At 59.6% G+C, this 17,449-nt stretch carries 18 protein-coding genes; 9 read left to right on the forward strand and 9 right to left on the reverse strand.

What is annotated here, in order from left to right; all coding sequences use genetic code 11:
- Nucleotides 1-127: 127 nt before the first annotated feature.
- On the forward strand, nucleotides 128-2,029 hold the full coding sequence (gene quiC / locus ACX3YD_RS03070; protein WP_047533568.1) for a 3-dehydroshikimate dehydratase QuiC: 1,902 nt from the start codon (nucleotides 128-130) through the stop codon (nucleotides 2,027-2,029).
- Nucleotides 2,030-2,131: 102 nt separating this feature from the next.
- On the forward strand, nucleotides 2,132-2,809 hold the full coding sequence (locus tag ACX3YD_RS03075) for a TetR family transcriptional regulator (protein WP_458959241.1): 678 nt from the start codon (nucleotides 2,132-2,134) through the stop codon (nucleotides 2,807-2,809).
- 37 nt (nucleotides 2,810-2,846) lie between these two features.
- Here the strand turns inward: ACX3YD_RS03075 and ACX3YD_RS03080 are convergent, their stop codons facing one another.
- The 3 genes from ACX3YD_RS03080 to ACX3YD_RS03090 all read right to left on the reverse strand — a co-directional run bounded on the left by ACX3YD_RS03080 (nucleotide 2,847) and on the right by ACX3YD_RS03090 (nucleotide 5,197).
- Nucleotides 2,847-3,701 carry a shikimate dehydrogenase gene (locus ACX3YD_RS03080; RefSeq protein ID WP_130204727.1) on the reverse strand — a complete coding sequence of 285 codons (855 nt, stop codon included), beginning with the start codon at nucleotides 3,699-3,701 and terminating at the stop codon, nucleotides 2,847-2,849.
- A gap of 5 nt (nucleotides 3,702-3,706) precedes the next feature.
- Nucleotides 3,707-4,147 (reverse strand): type II 3-dehydroquinate dehydratase, encoded by a 441-nt coding sequence (gene aroQ / locus ACX3YD_RS03085; RefSeq protein ID WP_103403479.1) that lies wholly within the window; start codon nucleotides 4,145-4,147, stop codon nucleotides 3,707-3,709.
- 138 nt (nucleotides 4,148-4,285) lie between these two features.
- Nucleotides 4,286-5,197, reverse strand: a complete 912-nt coding sequence (locus tag ACX3YD_RS03090; RefSeq protein ID WP_458959242.1) for a LysR family transcriptional regulator — start codon at nucleotides 5,195-5,197, stop codon at nucleotides 4,286-4,288.
- A 119-nt stretch (nucleotides 5,198-5,316) separates the two neighbouring features.
- Between ACX3YD_RS03090 and ACX3YD_RS03095 the strand changes: the two genes are divergently transcribed.
- Nucleotides 5,317-5,523, forward strand: coding sequence for a tautomerase family protein (locus ACX3YD_RS03095; protein ID WP_047533558.1), 207 nt, complete (start codon nucleotides 5,317-5,319; stop codon nucleotides 5,521-5,523).
- Nucleotides 5,524-5,580: 57 nt separating this feature from the next.
- On the opposite strand, the gene trmA is transcribed toward ACX3YD_RS03095, so the two are convergent.
- Together trmA and ACX3YD_RS03105 are read right to left on the reverse strand one after the other, a co-directional pair.
- Entirely contained in the window at nucleotides 5,581-6,660 is a 1,080-nt protein-coding gene (gene trmA, locus ACX3YD_RS03100) for a tRNA (uridine(54)-C5)-methyltransferase TrmA (protein WP_458959243.1), read from the reverse strand.
- Nucleotides 6,657-7,952 (reverse strand): NCS2 family permease, encoded by a 1,296-nt coding sequence (locus ACX3YD_RS03105; RefSeq protein WP_130204733.1) that lies wholly within the window; start codon nucleotides 7,950-7,952, stop codon nucleotides 6,657-6,659. The genes trmA and ACX3YD_RS03105 overlap by 4 nt, the downstream gene beginning before the upstream one ends.
- Before the next feature lie 249 nt (nucleotides 7,953-8,201).
- Here ACX3YD_RS03105 and ACX3YD_RS03110 point away from each other — a divergent pair, with 249 nt between their 5' ends.
- Both ACX3YD_RS03110 and ACX3YD_RS03115 read left to right on the forward strand, forming a co-directional pair.
- Nucleotides 8,202-8,618 (forward strand): DUF4879 domain-containing protein, encoded by a 417-nt coding sequence (locus ACX3YD_RS03110; RefSeq protein WP_103403520.1) that lies wholly within the window; start codon nucleotides 8,202-8,204, stop codon nucleotides 8,616-8,618.
- 66 nt (nucleotides 8,619-8,684) lie between these two features.
- Nucleotides 8,685-9,236, forward strand: a complete 552-nt coding sequence (locus ACX3YD_RS03115; protein ID WP_458959244.1) for a DJ-1 family glyoxalase III — start codon at nucleotides 8,685-8,687, stop codon at nucleotides 9,234-9,236.
- 2 nt (nucleotides 9,237-9,238) lie between these two features.
- Here ACX3YD_RS03115 and ACX3YD_RS03120 read toward each other — a convergent pair whose 3' ends face one another.
- Entirely contained in the window at nucleotides 9,239-10,477 is a 1,239-nt protein-coding gene (locus tag ACX3YD_RS03120; protein WP_458959245.1) for an MFS transporter, read from the reverse strand.
- A gap of 360 nt (nucleotides 10,478-10,837) precedes the next feature.
- Here ACX3YD_RS03120 and ACX3YD_RS03125 point away from each other — a divergent pair, with 360 nt between their 5' ends.
- The 3 genes from ACX3YD_RS03125 to ACX3YD_RS03135 all read left to right on the forward strand — a co-directional run bounded on the left by ACX3YD_RS03125 (nucleotide 10,838) and on the right by ACX3YD_RS03135 (nucleotide 13,539).
- Nucleotides 10,838-12,274, forward strand: a complete 1,437-nt coding sequence (locus ACX3YD_RS03125) for a cytochrome ubiquinol oxidase subunit I (RefSeq protein ID WP_458959246.1) — start codon at nucleotides 10,838-10,840, stop codon at nucleotides 12,272-12,274.
- A 3-nt stretch (nucleotides 12,275-12,277) separates the two neighbouring features.
- On the forward strand, nucleotides 12,278-13,285 hold the full coding sequence (gene cydB, locus ACX3YD_RS03130; protein ID WP_458959247.1) for a cytochrome d ubiquinol oxidase subunit II: 1,008 nt from the start codon (nucleotides 12,278-12,280) through the stop codon (nucleotides 13,283-13,285).
- A gap of 86 nt (nucleotides 13,286-13,371) precedes the next feature.
- Nucleotides 13,372-13,539 carry a DUF2474 domain-containing protein gene (locus tag ACX3YD_RS03135; RefSeq protein WP_081997949.1) on the forward strand — a complete coding sequence of 56 codons (168 nt, stop codon included), beginning with the start codon at nucleotides 13,372-13,374 and terminating at the stop codon, nucleotides 13,537-13,539.
- A gap of 75 nt (nucleotides 13,540-13,614) precedes the next feature.
- On the opposite strand, the gene ACX3YD_RS03140 is transcribed toward ACX3YD_RS03135, so the two are convergent.
- Entirely contained in the window at nucleotides 13,615-14,739 is a 1,125-nt protein-coding gene (locus ACX3YD_RS03140; protein WP_458959248.1) for a methyltransferase, read from the reverse strand.
- A gap of 163 nt (nucleotides 14,740-14,902) precedes the next feature.
- Entirely contained in the window at nucleotides 14,903-15,634 is a 732-nt protein-coding gene (locus tag ACX3YD_RS03145; RefSeq protein ID WP_458959249.1) for a helix-turn-helix transcriptional regulator, read from the reverse strand.
- A gap of 336 nt (nucleotides 15,635-15,970) precedes the next feature.
- Here ACX3YD_RS03145 and ACX3YD_RS03150 point away from each other — a divergent pair, with 336 nt between their 5' ends.
- Complete coding sequence (locus ACX3YD_RS03150; protein ID WP_458959250.1) at nucleotides 15,971-16,747, forward strand: ferredoxin--NADP reductase; 777 nt, start codon at nucleotides 15,971-15,973, stop codon at nucleotides 16,745-16,747.
- Nucleotides 16,748-16,791: 44 nt separating this feature from the next.
- Here ACX3YD_RS03150 and mscL read toward each other — a convergent pair whose 3' ends face one another.
- A complete protein-coding gene (gene mscL, locus ACX3YD_RS03155; protein WP_103403490.1) occupies nucleotides 16,792-17,205 on the reverse strand; it encodes a large-conductance mechanosensitive channel protein MscL in 414 nt (137 codons plus the stop codon).
- Nucleotides 17,206-17,449 lie beyond the last annotated feature (244 nt).

The following is a 17,449-nucleotide window of genomic DNA, read 5'->3' on the forward strand; positions in this document are numbered from 1 at the left end:
GGGTAGTACACTTTAAATTGCTGTGCGGGATCACGCAGCCAATAATTCACTCAAAGCTAAACGCAGTCCCCGCATCAGCTGGCGAATGCCCCTAACAAAATGGTCTCCAGTACCGGGAGTCGAAGATATGCAGCGTTCCATTGCCACCGTTTCCTTGAGCGGTACCCTGCCGGAAAAACTCGAAGCCATCGCCGCCGCCGGTTTTGACGGCGTCGAGATTTTCGAGAATGACCTTCTCTACTACGACGGCAGCCCCCGGGAAATCAAACAGATGTGCGCCGATCTCGGGATCGCCATCACCTTGTTTCAACCGTTCCGGGATTTCGAAGGCTGCCGCCGTGACCGCCTGTCGCGCAATCTGGAGCGGGCCGAGCGCAAGTTCGACCTGATGCAGGAACTGGGCACCGACCTGGTGCTGGTGTGCAGCAACGCCTCGGCCGATTCCATTGGCGACGAGCAGATTCTGGTCGACGACTTGCGCCTGCTGGCCGAACGCGCCGGCGCGCGGGGCTTGCGTATCGGTTACGAAGCACTGGCCTGGGGCCGGCATGTGAACACCTATCAACAGGTGTGGAACATCGTGCGTCAGGCCGATCATCCAAGCCTCGGCGTGTTGCTCGACAGCTTTCATACGCTGTCGCTCAAAGGCGATCCAAGCGCCATCGCTGATATCCCGGGCGACAAGATCTTCTTCGTGCAAATGGCCGACGCGCCCATCCTGGCCATGGATGTGCTGGAGTGGAGCCGGCATTTCCGCTGCTTCCCGGGCCAGGGCGAGTTCGATCTGCCGGGCTTCCTCGCACCGATCATCAAGAGCGGTTACACCGGGCCGCTGTCGCTGGAGATCTTCAACGACGGCTTTCGCGCCGCGCCGCCACGGGCCAATGCCGCCGACGGTTTGCGTTCGTTGCTGTACCTCGAAGAGAAAACCCGTCAGCGCCTGGAGCAGGAATCCCGACCTGCGGCCAACCTCGACATCCTGTTCGAGACGCCCAAGGCCAGCGAGTACAACGGCATCGAGTTTCTCGAGTTCGCCGTGGATGAAAGCCTCGGTGCCAAGCTCTCGAACTGGCTGGAACGCCTGGGTTTCGTCAAGGCTGGCCAGCATCGATCCAAGAGCGTCAGCCTGTTGCGCCAGGGCGATATCAACCTGATCCTCAACTCCGAGCCTTACTCGTTCGGCCACAGTTTTTTCGAGGCCCACGGTCCATCGCTGTGCGCCACCGCCGTGCGGGTCAAGGACAGCGCCAGTGCACTGGCCCGCGCCGTGGCTTACAAAGGCCAGCCCTATCGCGGGCTGGTCGGCCCCAATGAACTGGAACTCGCCGCCGTGCGCGCGCCGGATGGCAGCCTGATTTACCTGGTGGATCAGGACGCCGACGTCTACGGTACCGACTTCAACCTGCAGCCGAACGCGCTGGCCAGCGGCGGCCTCAAACGCATCGATCACATGGCGATGGCCCTGCCGGCCGACAGCCTCGACAGTTGGGTGTTGTTCTATAAGAGCCTGCTGGATTTCGAGGCCGACGACGAAGTGGTGTTGCCCGACCCTTATGGTCTGGTGAAGAGCCGCGCGTTGCGCAGTCGGGACAGCTCGATTCGTCTGCCGCTGAACATTTCCGAGAACCGCAACACCGCCATCTCACACGCGCTGTCGAGTTATCGCGGCTCCGGCGTGCATCACATCGCGTTTGATTGCGACGATATCTTTGCCGAAGTCAGTCGCGCGAAAGCGGCGGGCGTTCCGTTGCTGGACATCCCGCTCAACTACTACGACGACCTGGCGGCGCGCTTCGACTTCGACGACGAGTTCCTCAGCGAACTGGCCTACTACAACGTGCTGTACGACCGCGATGCCCAGGGTGGCGAGCTGTTCCACGTGTACACCGAGCCGTTCGAAGGGCGGTTTTTCTTCGAGATCATCCAGCGCAAGAACGGCTATGCCGGTTACGGCGCGGCCAACGTCGCGGTACGACTGGCGGCAATGGCCAAATCCCGAAGCGGTGCCGTCCGTCAGGCAAAGTTGTAGGAAATTCGTAATGACGGGAGTAATCCATTGCCGCACGGCTTCCCTCAGTGTGCGGCTCAGCCCATAATCGCCCGCTTGTGCAGTGATGGCCGTGAGCCCGCAATGACAATGACTTCAGAACTCTCCTTGGCGTCCGGCGAACCGATGGCCGAGCCGCGCAAGAGTCGCAAGAACAACCCGGAAAAAACCCGCGAGAACATTCTTCAAGAAGCCATTGTCGAGTTCGTTCAGCAGGGGCTTTCCGGGGCTCGCGTGGATGCGATCGCCGAGCGCATCCACACGTCCAAGCGCATGATCTATTACTACTTCGGCAGTAAGGAACAGCTCTACGTCGAAGTGCTCGAAAAGCTTTACGGCGATATCCGCAGCACCGAAAACCGTCTGCACCTGGCCGAACTGGCCCCGGTGGAGGCGATTCGGCGGCTGGTGGAATTCACCTTCGATCACCATGACCGCAACGTCGATTTCGTGCGCATCGTCAGCATTGAAAACATCCATAACGCCGAGTTCGTGAAGCGTTCCGATGCGATCAAGGCGATGAACAACACCATCCTCGACTCATTGGGCGAGATTCTGCGTCGTGGTGCCGAGGAAGGGCTGTTTCGCAAGGGGCTCGTTCCGCTGGATGTGCATTTGCTGATCAGTTCGTTCTGCTTCTATCGCGTGTCGAACCGTCACACCTTCGGTGAGATTTTTCAGATCGACTTGCCGGACGAGGGCATTAAGGCGCGTCACCGGGAGATGATTTGCGAGTCGGTATTGCGCTACCTGCAGGCCTGAAACCGTGGCGAGCAAGCTCGCTCGCCACAGAAAACCTTCAGCCATTCATGCTTTGAAAGTGCGCCAGCATTCGCTGGGCATCGGGCACCACGCCGCTGAACAATTCGAACGCCTTCACCGCCTGAAACACCGCCATGTTGCCGCCATCCAGGGTCCGGCAGCCCAGGGCGCGGGCGTTGCGCAGCAGTTCGGTTTCCAGCGGGAAGTAAACAATCTCCGCGACCCACAGCTGCGCGCGCAGCAACTCGACCGGCACTGGCATGCCCGGCAGTTTTTTCATGCCCATGGGTGTGGTGTTCACCAGGCCGTCGGCCTCGGCCAGGCTCCCCGCCAGATCGAGACCCGCGACGGCGCGGCCGCTGCCGAAATGTTGATTGAGGTTGTCCGCCAGGCTCTGGGCGCGACTGATTTCCACATCGAAAATGCTCAGTTGCCGTACGCCTTCGCTCAATAGTGCGTGGGCGACGGCGGCACCGGCGCCTCCGGCACCCATCTGTACGACGCGGTCAACGGCAACGCCGGTCAAGCCACGGCGAAAGCCTTCGGCAAATCCCAGGCAATCGGTGTTGTGGCCGATGCGCTTGCCATCCTTGAGCACCACGGTGTTCACCGCGCCGATGCCGCGGGCTTCCGGCGACAATTCGTCGAGCAGCGGGATGATCGCCTGCTTGCACGGGAAGGTGATGTTCAGTCCGGTAAAGTTCATGCGCTCGGCGGCACTGAGCAGGTCGGGCAGGGCATTGCTGTCGAGTTTCAGCTGATCGAGGTCGATCAGGCGATAGAGGTAGCGCAAACCCTGGGCATCGCCTTCATGTTCGTGCAGCGCCGGGGTGCGGGATGCCTGGATGCCGGCGCCGATCAGTCCGGCCAATACCGTATGGTTCTGATTCACGATGCTCACCCCTTCAAGCGCAGACTGAAATGCTCCAGCGCCAGGCGATAGCCGTGGCTGCCGAACCCGGCCATCACCGCAGTGGCAATCGCCGAGACGAAGGAGTGGTGGCGGAAAGGTTCACGGGCGTGGACATTGGACAGGTGCACTTCGATCACTGGCAGCTCACTGGCCACCAGCGCATCGCGGATCGCCACCGAGGTGTGGGTCCAGGCGGCCGGGTTGATCACGATGCCGGCGCAACGGTTGCGGGCGTTGTGAATCCAGTCGAGCAGTTCGCCTTCGTGGTTGGTCTGGCGAAACTCCACCGCCAGGCCGAATTCTTCGGCAGTACGACCGCACAGGGCGGAAATGTCAGCGAGGGTTTCGTGGCCGTAGGTTGCCGGCTCACGGGTGCCGAGCAGGTTCAGATTCGGGCCGTTGAGCACCAGAATAATGGGGGACATCAATGTTTCTCCACTTATTGTTTTTGGCATTGGCCGAGGATTCCGGCCTGTGGAGATAAATTGTACTAACTGGTTAATACGGTCAATTGAAGAGCCGGTCAGCGGGCTTTTTGTGTGCGGTGATCGGACGGTTTCGTATCAGCGCGGCAGATGCTCAAGCAGAAAATCGATAAACGCCCGCAATCTGAGGGGGACGTGGCGACTTTGCGGATAGAGCAGGGTAAACGGCCGAGAGCGTCCGCCGTAGGGCTTGAGCACTTCCAGCAACGAGCCATCAGCCAGCTCCTTTTCGACAATGAAACGATAGGTCTGAAACAACCCCGCGCCGTGTTTCGCCAGGGGCACGCCACCCAGTACATCGTCGGAACAACTGAAGTTGCCTTCCGCCAGAATTTCCCGCTCCACGCTCTTGTCGTTGAACAACCAGGCGATGCGCCGGCCGCTGCTGGGCAGTTCGTACTGGATGCATTCGTGGTGCTGCAGGTCGTCGAGGGTTTGCGGCGTGCCGGCATGCTGGAGGTAGTCGGGGCTGGCAACCATCACCAGTTCGGCGTCTTCGAGGGGCCTGGCGATCAGGCCGGAATCGGGAATGGCCCGCACGCGAATGGCCATGTCATAACCTTCGCCGACAAAATCGATGTTGCGATTGCTGATGTGCGACTCAACCTTCACCGCCGGAAAACGCGCGCGAAAGGCCGGGAGCAACGGCAGGATGCGATGGTGGGCGTAGGTGGTGGGAATACTGATGCGCAAGGTCCCGGACGGCACTTGCTGCTGGCCCATGACTTCGCGCTGGGCTTCAACCAGTTGAGCCAGCGCCTGGCGGCATTCCTCGTAGTAGCGACGACCGCTGTCGGTCAGCTTGACGCTGCGGGTGGTGCGTGCGAACAGCCGTACGCCCAGACGCTCTTCCATACGTGACACCGAGCGACTCACGGCCGCCGGAGTGACGCCTGCCACTAGCGCGGCAGAAGTGAAGCTACCGGCTTCGGCGGCCAGGCAAAACAGCTCGATACTGCCCAGCTGAAGATCGTCGAATTGTCGCTGCATGATTGATTACACCGGGGATCAAATGAAGTGTGTGAATCAGTATTTATCAGATGCCTGCACACCGATACAGTGAGTTCGATACCCCAGGCCTTTCTTGATCAACGAGCAGGAGATACAGCATGCCTTTCGTCAGCGTACGTATTACCCGTGACGGCGTTACCCGGGAGCAAAAAGCCCAGGTCATCGCGGAAATCACCGAAACCTTGCAGCGCGTCCTCGGCAAACCGCCTGAACTGACGCACATCGTGATCGAGGAAATTGATACCGATAACTGGGGGTATAAAGGCATCACCACCACTGAATATCGAAAGAATCTGCCGGGGTGAAAACAGGGTGAAAAAAAGCCGTCGCAGAGACGGCTTTTTCATGTCTGGCACCTGCACTCAGCGCCGGGTCAGCAATACGCCGGATTCCATGTGGTGAGTCCACGGGAACTGGTCGAACATCGCGCATTGGGTGATGCGGTGCGTGTCGTGCAGTTGGGCGATGTTGGCCGCCAGGGTTTCCGGGTTGCAGGAAATGTACAGGATGTTGTCGAAGCGCCGGGTCAGTTCACAGGTGTCCGGGTCCATGCCGGCGCGCGGCGGGTCGACGAATACGCTGCCAAACTCATAGCTCTTGAGGTCGATGCCGTGCAGGCGACGGAACGGCCGCACTTCATTCAAGGCTTCGGTCAGCTCTTCGGCGGACAAGCGCACCAGGGTGACGTTATCCACCGCGTTTTCGCTGAGGTTGCTCAGTGCGGCGTTGACCGAGGTCTTGCTGATTTCGGTGGCCAGCACGTTGCGCACACGAGTGGCCAGCGGCAGGGTGAAGTTGCCGTTGCCGCAATACAGTTCCAGCAAGTCGTCCGGGCGATCGCCCAGTGCGTCGTACGCCCAGTTGAGCATCTTCTGGTTCACGGTGCCGTTGGGCTGGGTGAAGGCGCCTTCGGGCTGGCGATAGCTGAAGGTACGGCCGCCGACTTGCAGCTTCTCCACCACGTAATCGTGACCGATGACTTCGCGCTTGCCCTTGGAGCGGCCAATCACGCTGACATTCAATTCGGCCGCGAGCTTCGAGGCCGCTGCGTGCCAGTGTTCGTCCAGCGGGCGGTGGTAGCACAGGGTGATCATGGCGTCGCCAGCCAGGGTGGTCAGGAACTCCACCTGAAACAGCTTGTGGCTCAGGGCTGAACTGGCTTGCCAGGCGGCCTTGAGCTGCGGCATCAACTGGTTGATGCGCTGGCTGGCGATCGGGAATTCTTCGATCAGGATCGGCGTGCGTTTGTCTTCCTGGGAAAACATCGCGTAGTGGCGCTCGCCGGCTTCGCGCCACAGGCGGAATTCGGCGCGCAGGCGGAAATTCTGCAGCGGCGAGTCGAAGACGGCCGGCTGCGGCGCATCGAACGGCGCCAGGAGGTCACGCAAGCGCGTGACCTTTTCTTCGAGCTGAGTGGCGTAGGCCTGGGAATCAAAAGTCATGCGTTGAACCAACCCAGCTTGATCACGAACAGAATCGACAGAATCACCAGCGCCGGGTTCAGCTCGCGGCCACGCCCGGACAGCAGTTTGATCGCGGTCCACGAGATGAAGCCGAAAGCGATGCCGTTGGCGATGGAATAAGTGAATGGCATCGCCAGGGCGGTGATCACGACCGGTGCGGCAACGGTGATGTCGTCCCAGTCTATTTCGGCCAGGCCGGATGTCATCAGTACGGCGACGAACAGCAGCGCCGGGGCAGTGGCGTAAGCCGGAATGCTGGAGGCCAGTGGCGAGAAGAACAATGCCAGCAGGAACAGCACGGCCACCACGACGGCCGTCAGGCCCGTGCGGCCACCGGCACTCACGCCGGCGGCGGATTCGATGTAGCTGGTGGTGGTCGAGGTGCCCAACAGGGAACCGGCCATGGCGGCGGTGCTGTCGGCGATCAGGGCGCGGCCCATTTTCGGCATGTGGCCATCCTTGCCCATCAGGCCGGCGCGCTTGGCGACGCCGATCAGGGTGCCGGAGTTGTCGAACAGGTCGACGAACAGGAAGGCGAAGATCACGCTGAACAGACCGATGTCCAATGCGCCCTTGATGTCCAGTTGCAGGAAGGTCGGCGCCAGCGAAGGCGGCATCGACATCACGCCGCCGAACGCGCTGAAACCCATCGCGATCGAAACAATGGTCACGACCAGAATGCCGATCAGCACGGCACCACGCACGGCCAGCGCTTCGAGGGCGACGATCAAGGCAAAGCCGAGGGTGGCGAGGATCGGTGCCGGTTGTTTAAGGTCACCGAGGCCGACCATGGTCGCCGGGTTGCTGACTACGATGCCGGCTTTGTTCAGGGCGATCAACGCCAGGAACAGGCCGATACCGGCGGCAATCGCCGAGCGCAATGGCAACGGGATGCTGTTGATGATCCATTCACGGATGCGGAAGATCGACAGCAGGAAGAAACACACCGCCGAAATGAACACCGCACCCAGCGCCACTTGCCAGGTGTGACCCATGTGCAGGACCACGGTGTAGGTGAAGAAGGCGTTCAGGCCCATGCCCGGCGCGAGGGCGATCGGGTAGTTGGCGATCAACCCCATGACTGTGGAGCCAATGGCGGCGGCCAGACAGGTCGCGACAAATACCGCGCCCTTGTCCATGCCGGTCTCGCCGAGGATGCTCGGGTTGACGAACAGGATGTAGGCCATGGCTAAAAAGGTCGTGACGCCCGCCAGTATCTCGGTGCGTACGTTGGTGTTGTGTGCCTTGAGTTGAAACAGCCTTTCCAGCATGTCTGCTCCCCGTGGCGCGCCCGGCGCCGTGAATGTATCGACCTCAACAGCAAAGCACAGACCGCTGTTGGCGCCTGGGAATTTTCTGTGGGTCGGAAAAAGCCGCGCATCATACCAGCAGCGTAGGGTTATGGCTGCTTATGGCGGTGATCGTCGTCGATGTTTTGCGTTTAGCCCAAGTCAGCCATACTGCGCGCTGTTTTTGGGGAGGGGTATCGCGTGAAGAAGCGTCTGTTTATCGGCATTGGAATGTTGCTGGCCTTGTGCCTGGGGGCACAAACCGCCTCGGCGGCCTCGGCGCCACCCTTGACTCAGTTGAAAGTGCTCAAAGTCGAATCGCCGGCCTGCGGCTTTGAAGACATTGCTGAAGGACAGGAGCAGACACGCTGCAACCACTCCGGCCCTCACATCATGATCTACGTGTTGGAAATCGGTTACGGTCGCGAGGCGCATGTCGGGCTGGACGGTTTTGATGTGAACGGCACCCGGGCTCCAGTCTGTGCTTTCAATAATGGCAACCTGACGGACTGCACTGTCGGCATGAAAACCGTTGGTTATCTGTACGTCTTCGATATGGCGGGCAAGCAGGAAGGCACGTTCACCTTCAGCAACACCTCGATCAACGCCCCGGGCAACACCTTGTCGACGCAGCTCTACATCAAGTAAGGCGGGGTTCGAACAAGGGTCGGGAAAGCTGACTACGCTTTAAGGATCATTCCGTGGATTGCCCTTATGACCTTTAGAGCCTTGATTACCCTCGCCGAGGGCATCGATGACCTGCAAGCCGTGACCCTGGTCGACGTGCTGCGCCGTGCCAAAGTGGAAGTGGTGGTGGCCAGCATCGAGGGGCGACGCATGCTCACCTGCGCCCGCGGCACCCGCCTGACCTGCGATGCCATGCTGGTGGACCTGCTGGCCCAGCCATTCGACCTGATCGTCCTGCCCGGCGGTGCGGTGGGGGCGCAGCACCTGTCGAACCATCAACCCCTGCAACAATTGATCAAGGACCAGGCCGCGGCCGGTCGCTTGTTCGCGGGCATTGCCGAGGCCCCCGCGCTGGCGCTGCAGGCCTTTGGCGTGTTGCGCCAGCGGCGCATGACCTGCCTGCCTTCGGCCAGCCATCAACTGTCAGGCTGCACCTTCGTCGATCAACCGGTGGTGGTCGATGGCAACTGCATCACGGCCCAGGGCTCGGGCGCCGCCCTGCCGTTCGCCCTGGCACTGGTGGAACAACTCTGCGGCAAGGCCACGCGAACGGCAGTGGCGTCGGAGTTGGTGGTTTAGCGTCAGGCCTTCGCCTCTTCGTTCGGCACATGCATGCGATCGCGGCTGGCCAGACTCGGGAACAGTTTGATCCACACCCCGGTCACCACCAGTGTGCCGATACCGCCCATGACCACCGCCGGCACGGTTCCGAACCAGTGGGCGGTCAGGCCGGATTCGAATTCTCCCAATTGATTCGAAGCACCGATGAACAATCCGTTCACGGCGCTGACCCGGCCACGCATTTCGTCCGGGGTTTCCAGTTGCACGAAGGACGCGCGGATCACCATGCTGATCATGTCGGCCGCGCCCAGGACCACCAGCACGGCCAGCGAGAACCAGAACGATGTCGACAGGCCGAAGGCGATGGTTGCCACACCAAATATGCCCACGGCGGTGAACATCACTCGCCCGACATTGCGGTCGACAGCAAATCGCGCCAGCCACAGCGACATCATCAGCGCGCCCACTGCGGGTGCCGAGCGCAGCAGGCCCAGGCCCCACGGGCCGGTCAGCAGGATGTCCTTGGCGAAAACCGGCAGCAACGCCGTCGCGCCACCCAGCAGGACGGCGAACAGGTCAAGGGAGATAGCCCCCAGTATGTCGGGGCGACTGCGAATGAAGCGGATGCCGGCCAGCAGTGAATCGAGGGTGGCCTTGCCCTTGTTCAGCGGCGTTTGGCGGGCGGGCAGGTTGAGCATCAGTGAGCAGGCAATGAGGTAAAGAATCACCGTCGGGCCATAGACCCAGACACTGCCGAAGGCGTAGAGCAATCCACCGAGGGCCGGGGCGACGATGGTCGCTGACTGCTGGGCCGACTGTGCGGCGGCGACGGCCCTGGGAAACAGGGCGCTGGGCACGATACTCGGCAGCAGGGCCTGGGTGGTCGGCATTTCGAAGGAGCGAGCGGCACCGAGCACGAATGCGAGGATGAAGATCATTTCCCGGGTGACATGGTCAGTGGCGCTGCCGATCGCCAGCGACAGGGCGATCAGTGCCTGAATGGACTGGCAGATCGCCGCGACCCTGCGCCGGTCGTAGCGGTCCGCCACATGCCCGGTGTGCAGCATGAACAGCACGCGCGGGGCGAACTCCACCAGCCCGACCAGGCCCAGATCGAGCACGTTGCCGGTCAGCTGGTACAGGTTCCAGCCAATGGCCACCGTGAGCATTTGAAAGCCGCTGGCCGTAAAGATCCGGGCCAGCCAGAACGCGATGAAAGGGCGGTGATGACGTAACAGCAAGGGCTCTTGGCTGGGCATCTGGCGGCAGATCTGGGTGTGGGAAAGGGAGAGATTATCATTAAGCTGTAACAGGAAGTTGCCATCTTGGAAGATTTCGTTAGCTAGACATCTATTCACCTGGCCCGCCTCGGTGAGGCAACTTGTCACGCGGCAAAAGACCACGCGGTTCATCCTCGCAAATGGGACTACTCTTTCAACGTTGCTTGATCCAGATCAATACCCTCGACAGGCGTTGATCCAGTGACCCGAGCGCCAGACTCCCTGCGTTGCGATGCTGGTAAAAAAAAGAACGAATTTGAATTCGCCGCACTCCATACCCGTGGGAACCGTGGATGCAGGCTTGCGCCGGCAGCCGTACTACCTGACAGAGGAAGACTTATGTTCGGTTTAGAGGCACTTGATCTCGCCCGAATTCAGTTCGCGTTCACTATCTCGTTCCACATCCTGTTTCCTGCCATCACCATTGGCCTGGCGAGTTACCTGGCGGTTCTCGAAGGCCTGTGGCTGAAAACCCACAACGACACTTACCGCGATCTTTACCACTTCTGGTCGAAGATCTTCGCGGTCAACTTCGGCATGGGTGTGGTGTCGGGGCTGGTCATGGCGTATCAGTTCGGCACCAACTGGAGTCGTTTCTCGGACTTCGCCGGATCGGTGACGGGGCCGTTGCTGACGTACGAAGTCCTGACTGCATTCTTCCTCGAAGCCGGTTTCCTCGGCGTCATGCTGTTTGGCTGGAACAAGGTGGGCCGCGGTCTGCACTTCTTCGCCACGGTGATGGTCGCCATCGGCACCTTGATTTCGACCTTCTGGATTCTCGCGTCCAATAGCTGGATGCAGACCCCGCAAGGCTTCGAGATCATCAACGGCCAGGTCATTCCGACCGACTGGCTGGCGGTGATCTTCAACCCGTCGTTCCCGTATCGCCTGATGCACATGGCCACGGCGGCGTTCGTCGCAACGGCTTTCTTCGTCGGTTCCTCGGCGGCCTGGCATTTGCTGCGCGGCAAAGACAACCCGGCGATTCGCACCATGCTCTCGATGGCCATGTGGATGGCGCTGATCGTGGCGCCGATTCAGGCGGTCATCGGTGACTTCCACGGCCTCAACACACTCGAGCATCAACCGGCAAAAATCGCCGCGATCGAGGGGCACTGGGAAAACAAAGGTAACGAGGCGACGCCGCTGATCCTGTTCGGCTGGCCGGACATGAAAGAAGAGAAAACCAAATTCGCCGTCGAGATTCCGTACCTTGGCAGCTTGATCTTGACCCACTCCCTGGACAAACAGGTGCCCGCCCTCAAGGAATTCCCGCCTGAAGACCGGCCTAATTCGACCATCGTCTTCTGGTCGTTCCGGATCATGGTCGGCCTGGGTTTCCTGATGATCTTCACCGGGTTGTGGAGCCTGTGGCTGCGCAAGCGCGACACGCTCTATACCTCGCGGCCGTTCCTGTATCTGGCGTTGTGGATGGGGCCGTCCGGCCTGATCGCGATTCTCGCCGGCTGGTTCACCACTGAAATCGGTCGTCAACCGTGGGTGGTCTACGGGCTGATGCGTACGGCGGATGCGTCGTCCAACCATAGCTTCATGCAGATGAGCATCACCCTGATCCTGTTCGTCGTGGTGTATTTCGCCCTGTTCGGTGCCGGCCTGGGCTACATGATGCGCCTGGTGCGCAAGGGGCCGAAGATCGACGAGGGCAAGGAAACCAACGAAGGTGGTCCTGGCCAGAAACGCACACCGGCACGTCCGCTGTCCGCAGCCGACGATGAACACGCCGATGCCGACCGCACCACGACCAAGGAGATTTGAATCATGGGTATTGATCTTCCGCTGATCTGGGCCGTGATCATCATCTTCGGCATCATGATGTACGTGGTCATGGACGGCTTCGACCTGGGGATCGGGATTCTCTTCCCGTTCATCCCCGGCAAAAGTGACCGCGATGTGATGATGAACACCGTCGCTCCGGTCTGGGACGGCAACGAAACCTGGCTGGTACTGGGGGGCGCAGCATTGTTCGGTGCGTTCCCGCTGGCTTACTCGGTGGTGCTCTCGGCGTTGTACCTGCCGCTGATGTTCATGCTGATCGGCCTGATTTTTCGCGGCGTGGCCTTCGAGTTCCGCTTCAAGGCCAAAGATGCCAAGCGCCACCTGTGGGACAAGGCGTTTATCGGTGGTTCGGTGGCGGCCACCTTCTTCCAGGGCGTGGCGCTGGGGGCGTTCATCGATGGTTTGCCGGTGGTCAATCGTCAGTTCGCCGGAGGGTCACTGGACTGGCTGACACCGTTCACGATGTTCTGCGGAGCTGCATTGGTAGTGGCTTATGCGCTGCTCGGTTGCACCTGGTTGATCATGAAGACCGAAGGCAAGCTGCAGGAGCAAATGCATGACCTGGCGCGGCCGCTGGCGTTCGTATTGCTGGCGGTGATCGGCATCGTCAGCATCTGGACGCCACTGGCTCATGCCGAAATTGCGGCGCGCTGGTTCACGTTGCCGAACCTGTTCTGGTTCCTGCCGGTGCCGATCCTGGTGCTGGTGACTTTGTACGGCCTGATCCGTGCGGTGGCTCGTAACGCGCACTACACGCCGTTCCTGCTGACGCTGGTGTTGATCTTCCTTGGTTACAGCGGCCTGGGCATCAGCCTGTGGCCGAACATCGTGCCGCCGTCGATCTCGATCTGGGACGCCGCGGCACCGCCGCAGAGCCAGGGCTTCATGCTGGTGGGCACGCTGTTCATCATCCCGTTCATCCTTGGGTACACCTTCTGGAGCTATTACGTGTTCCGCGGCAAGGTCACCTATGAAGATGGTTACCACTAGGCCTTTGTTGCGCGGATTTGTGGGTGCGGGCTTGCTCGCGATGGCGCCATGACGGGCGCCACCCACCTTCATTGGAGGTACAGGCTATGAGCAACAAACATTCCCTGCACGACATCGAACAGGCCGAAAAAAAGCCGCTGTGGCAGCGGCTCGGCTGGTTGGCCATGATCTGGGCGGGAAGCGTCGGTGCATTGTTCATCGTCGCCAGCCTGATGCGGATGTTCATGAACGCCGCCGGCCTGACCACACACTAATGACCTGACATCCCATCCCGCAGCCTTGCGGCGCGGATTTACAACCCTCCTGATGGAGGGTTTTTTTTGCCCTGATTATTTGCGGGCCTTGAGAGTCACGAATTTCGGCGTGGCGGCGACTTGCTCGACCCCGCGGAACAACCGCGCGAGCTTGCTGTGATACCCCAGATGACGGTTGCCGACGATGTATAACGCACCGCCTGTCACCAGGGCTTCCCGGGCTTGCTGGAACATCCGCCAGGCCAGGAAGTCGCCGACCACCTGCTGCTGGTGAAACGGTGGATTGCACAACACCACGTCCAGCGATTGAGGTTCCTGCCCGGCCAACCCATCGCCCGCCCGCACAATCACATCGCGCTCGCCCAGTGCGGCGCTCCAGTTCTCGGCTGCCGATTGCACGGCCATGAACGACTCATCGACCAGTGTGTAATGGGCCTCGGGGTTTTGCAGGGCGCTGGCGATCGCCAGAACGCCGTTACCGCAACCGAGGTCGGCAACCCGTGCGCTGCCGAGGTTCTTCGGCAGGTGTGGGAGAAACGCTCGCGTGCCGATGTCCAGGCCTTCACGGCAGAACACGTTGGCGTGGTTGAGCAATTCGATGGCCGGTGCATCGAGCCGATAGCGAGTCGGGTAGGGCGAAACTACGGGGGCTTTTGCTTCGGTCGTGGCGATCAGCAGCCGTGCTTTCTTCACCGCCAGGGTCGCCTGTACCGGGCCGATGTAGCGCTCCAGCAGATCGCCGGCGGCACGTGGCAGGTGTTTGATCATCGCGCCCGCGACCACTTGGGTGCCCGGAGCCAACTGGCCTTGCAGGCGGATCAGTTGTTCTTCCAGTAAGGCCAGCGTCTTCGGCACCCGGATCAGTACCCGGTCAAAGGGCCCCTTGAGCGCTTCACTGGCGGGTATGTGCGGTACGCCATCAAACGGCAGGCCATTGCGCGCCAGATTCTTTTCCAGGCCCTGAAAGGCCAGGAACGAGTCGCCGCTGCTGGTCGCTTTGACCTTGCCCGCGAGGCTGGCTGCCAATGCACCGAAACTGTCGTTGAGCACCAGAACCCGCGTCTCGGTCGAAGGTTGCTGTTCGGCCAGATGGTTGAGCAGGTACTCGTCTGCCGCGTCAAAGGCTTGCAGCGGTTCGTTCTGCTGTTCGGGTTGGCGGATCAGGTCGAGGCTGGCGAAGGGTGTTTCGAGCAAGGGCATGGGGCGGGGCTCTGGGTAATCAACGGGTATCCCGCGGCCCGGGGGCGTCTTGGCGGCGGGGCCGTCCGAGTGGACTGCGTCGTGGACAAATCACACGTCATCACTCAGGAGGGACCGCGAATGGTACGTTTTTTTGGAGTGGATTACTCGCAGGTTTTTCCAGTCAACCCATTGCGTTTCTGTCGAGGTAGCCAGCCTTGGCGGCGGCGATGACAGCTGAAATCTTATTGCTTACTCCGAATTTGCGGATGGTTTCCTGAACATGGAAATTGATCGTTCGCGGGCTGAGATTGAGAATCCTGGCGCTTTCGTAGGCCGTTTTGCCATCCGCGGCCAGTTTCAACACGTCGATTTCCCGAAGAGACAATTGCGGGGTGGACGGTGTGCCAGACCCCTTGGGCAGCGCTCGCGTAACCAGCTTGTGCAGGTGATGTCCGATGAACACGGAGTAGCCCTGATTTTCGTACAGCTCCCATGCACTGATCGGACAGTGGCTGCGCGCAAGGCTCAGTATGCTGCACAGACCGCTATTCTCGTCGTGAACGGCTTGGGACCAACCGTGTTGCAATCCTTGTTGTTCAAGCTCATTCCAGAGACATTGCGTGCTGTCGAACAGTTCTTCGGTCCACAGAACGGGTATTGCCGATTGAAAGCAATGCGCCACTACTGGATCGATGCGAGCCAGTTTTCTTTTTTCGTAATCGGCGTTCCAGTCTGACGGGTAATTGTTCAAGCGCAGAGCACTCAGCCTCTCGGTATTTGAAGTGTAACTGGTTGAAAATCCGAAGAATCTGAAGCCTATATTTTTCGCGAAGTTCACTGATATCCGGTAGGCCGTTTCAAGATCATTGGTGGATGACAGTTGTTCGAGCTGAGAGATTTTCCATTTTTCCATAGCGAAGCTCCCATTACAGAAGGGGGGGGCTGGTTGGATCCAATAATTTGGATTACAGGATTGTAGGATGAATCCTACGGCGATGGTTAAAATATTTGGCTTTGCCAAGTTGCAGGAAAACTGGATTTTGGTTCTAGCTATAAGAGTAAAGAGGGGGGGCGTATAAGCGTCTCTATGGCATGTGAGATGTCATTTTAACTTTATGGAATGTTTTGTAATACAGGCATGTTGTATAAGTATACAGGAGGCGTTGTTACTCTAATAAGACACTACAAAACATGTGTATATAGAGTTGGCTTTGCGAGACACTGTGATATCTGTTTAATGGAGTACCCCATGACCATCAGTGATGAGAAATTTACTCGCCAAACCCTCATCGACGTCCAGCCGTTGACTCCGAACCTGTTTACCTTGCGGGCAACACGGGATCCGGGTTTTCGCTTCCGAGCGGGGCAATTTGCCCGGTTAGGCGTCACCAGGGCTGATGGCAGCACGGTATGGCGCGCCTATTCGATGGTGTCGTCACCCTTCGACGAGTTTCTTGAGTTCTTTTCCATCGTGGTTCCGGGGGGCGAGTTCACCAGCGAGCTGAGCCGTCTGGGTGTCGGCGATACGCTGCTGGTCGATCGACAGGCCTATGGTTACCTGACGCTTGATCGCTTCGTTGACGGACGTGATCTGTGGTTGTTATCCACAGGTACGGGGTTGGCGCCGTTTCTGTCGATCCTGCAGGACTTCGAGGTCTGGGAAAAATTCGAACGGATCATCCTGGTCTACAGCGTCCGTGAGACCCGGGAGCTGGCTTATCAGGACCTTATCGCGGGGCTGGCGCAGCGTGAGTATCTGTCGGAATTCGCCCACAAGCTGCAACTCATCAACACGGTGACTCGCGAGCAACATCCTGGTGCCTTGAACGGGCGCATTACCACATTGATCGAAAATGGCGAGCTGGAGCGCGCGGCCGGGGTGGCCCTGACGCCCGAGCACTCTCGGGTCATGCTATGCGGCAATCCACAGATGATCGATGACACGCGCAAATTGCTTAAAGAGCGCGATATGCATTTGAGCCTCAGCCGACGACCCGGCCAGGTGGCGGTGGAAAACTTCTGGTAATAAAACGGCGCCGCAAGGGCGCCATCCGTATTTCTTTCAAACATTCAAGGCCGGTTGTTCTGGGCCTTGAGCAGATCGCGGATCTCGCCCAGCAATATTTCTTCCTTGGTCGGAACCGGCGGCACGGTGGGCGCCACTGCCTCTTCGCGTTTCAAGTGGTTAATGGCTTTGACACCCATGAAGATCGCGAAGGCGACGATGAGGAAGTCGATCAGGCTCTGGATGAATTTACCGTAGGCCAGCACCACCGCCGGGACGTTACCGTCAGCGGCCTTGAGCGTAATGGCCAGGTCACTGAAGTCCACCCCACCGATCAACAGCCCGATTGGCGGCATGATCACATCGCCGACAAACGACGTGACAATCTTGCCGAAGGCGGCGCCGATGATGATACCCACGGCCATGTCGACCACATTGCCCTTGACCGCGAAGGCCTTGAACTCACTTATCACGCCCATAGGTTATTTCCTTGTTACAGATGAGGTTGGTGAACGCAGTGTAAATCAGCAAGACGCATCTTGCTCGAAACGCCTGCTTACAAACGCCGCCTGCTGTCGACCGGGGTATCGGGAAAAAGTTTGAAAATGCCACCCTCGCAGGGTGAGCGAGAAAGGGTTTCGAGGCTTTTTCCCGAGCCTGTCGTTGTGCTGCTCAACTGTCGAAAAACCAGGCGTGTGGCGAAGGTCAGCTGGAATGAAATGA

It is taken from the genome of Pseudomonas fluorescens group sp. PF-1 (genome assembly GCF_054481335.1).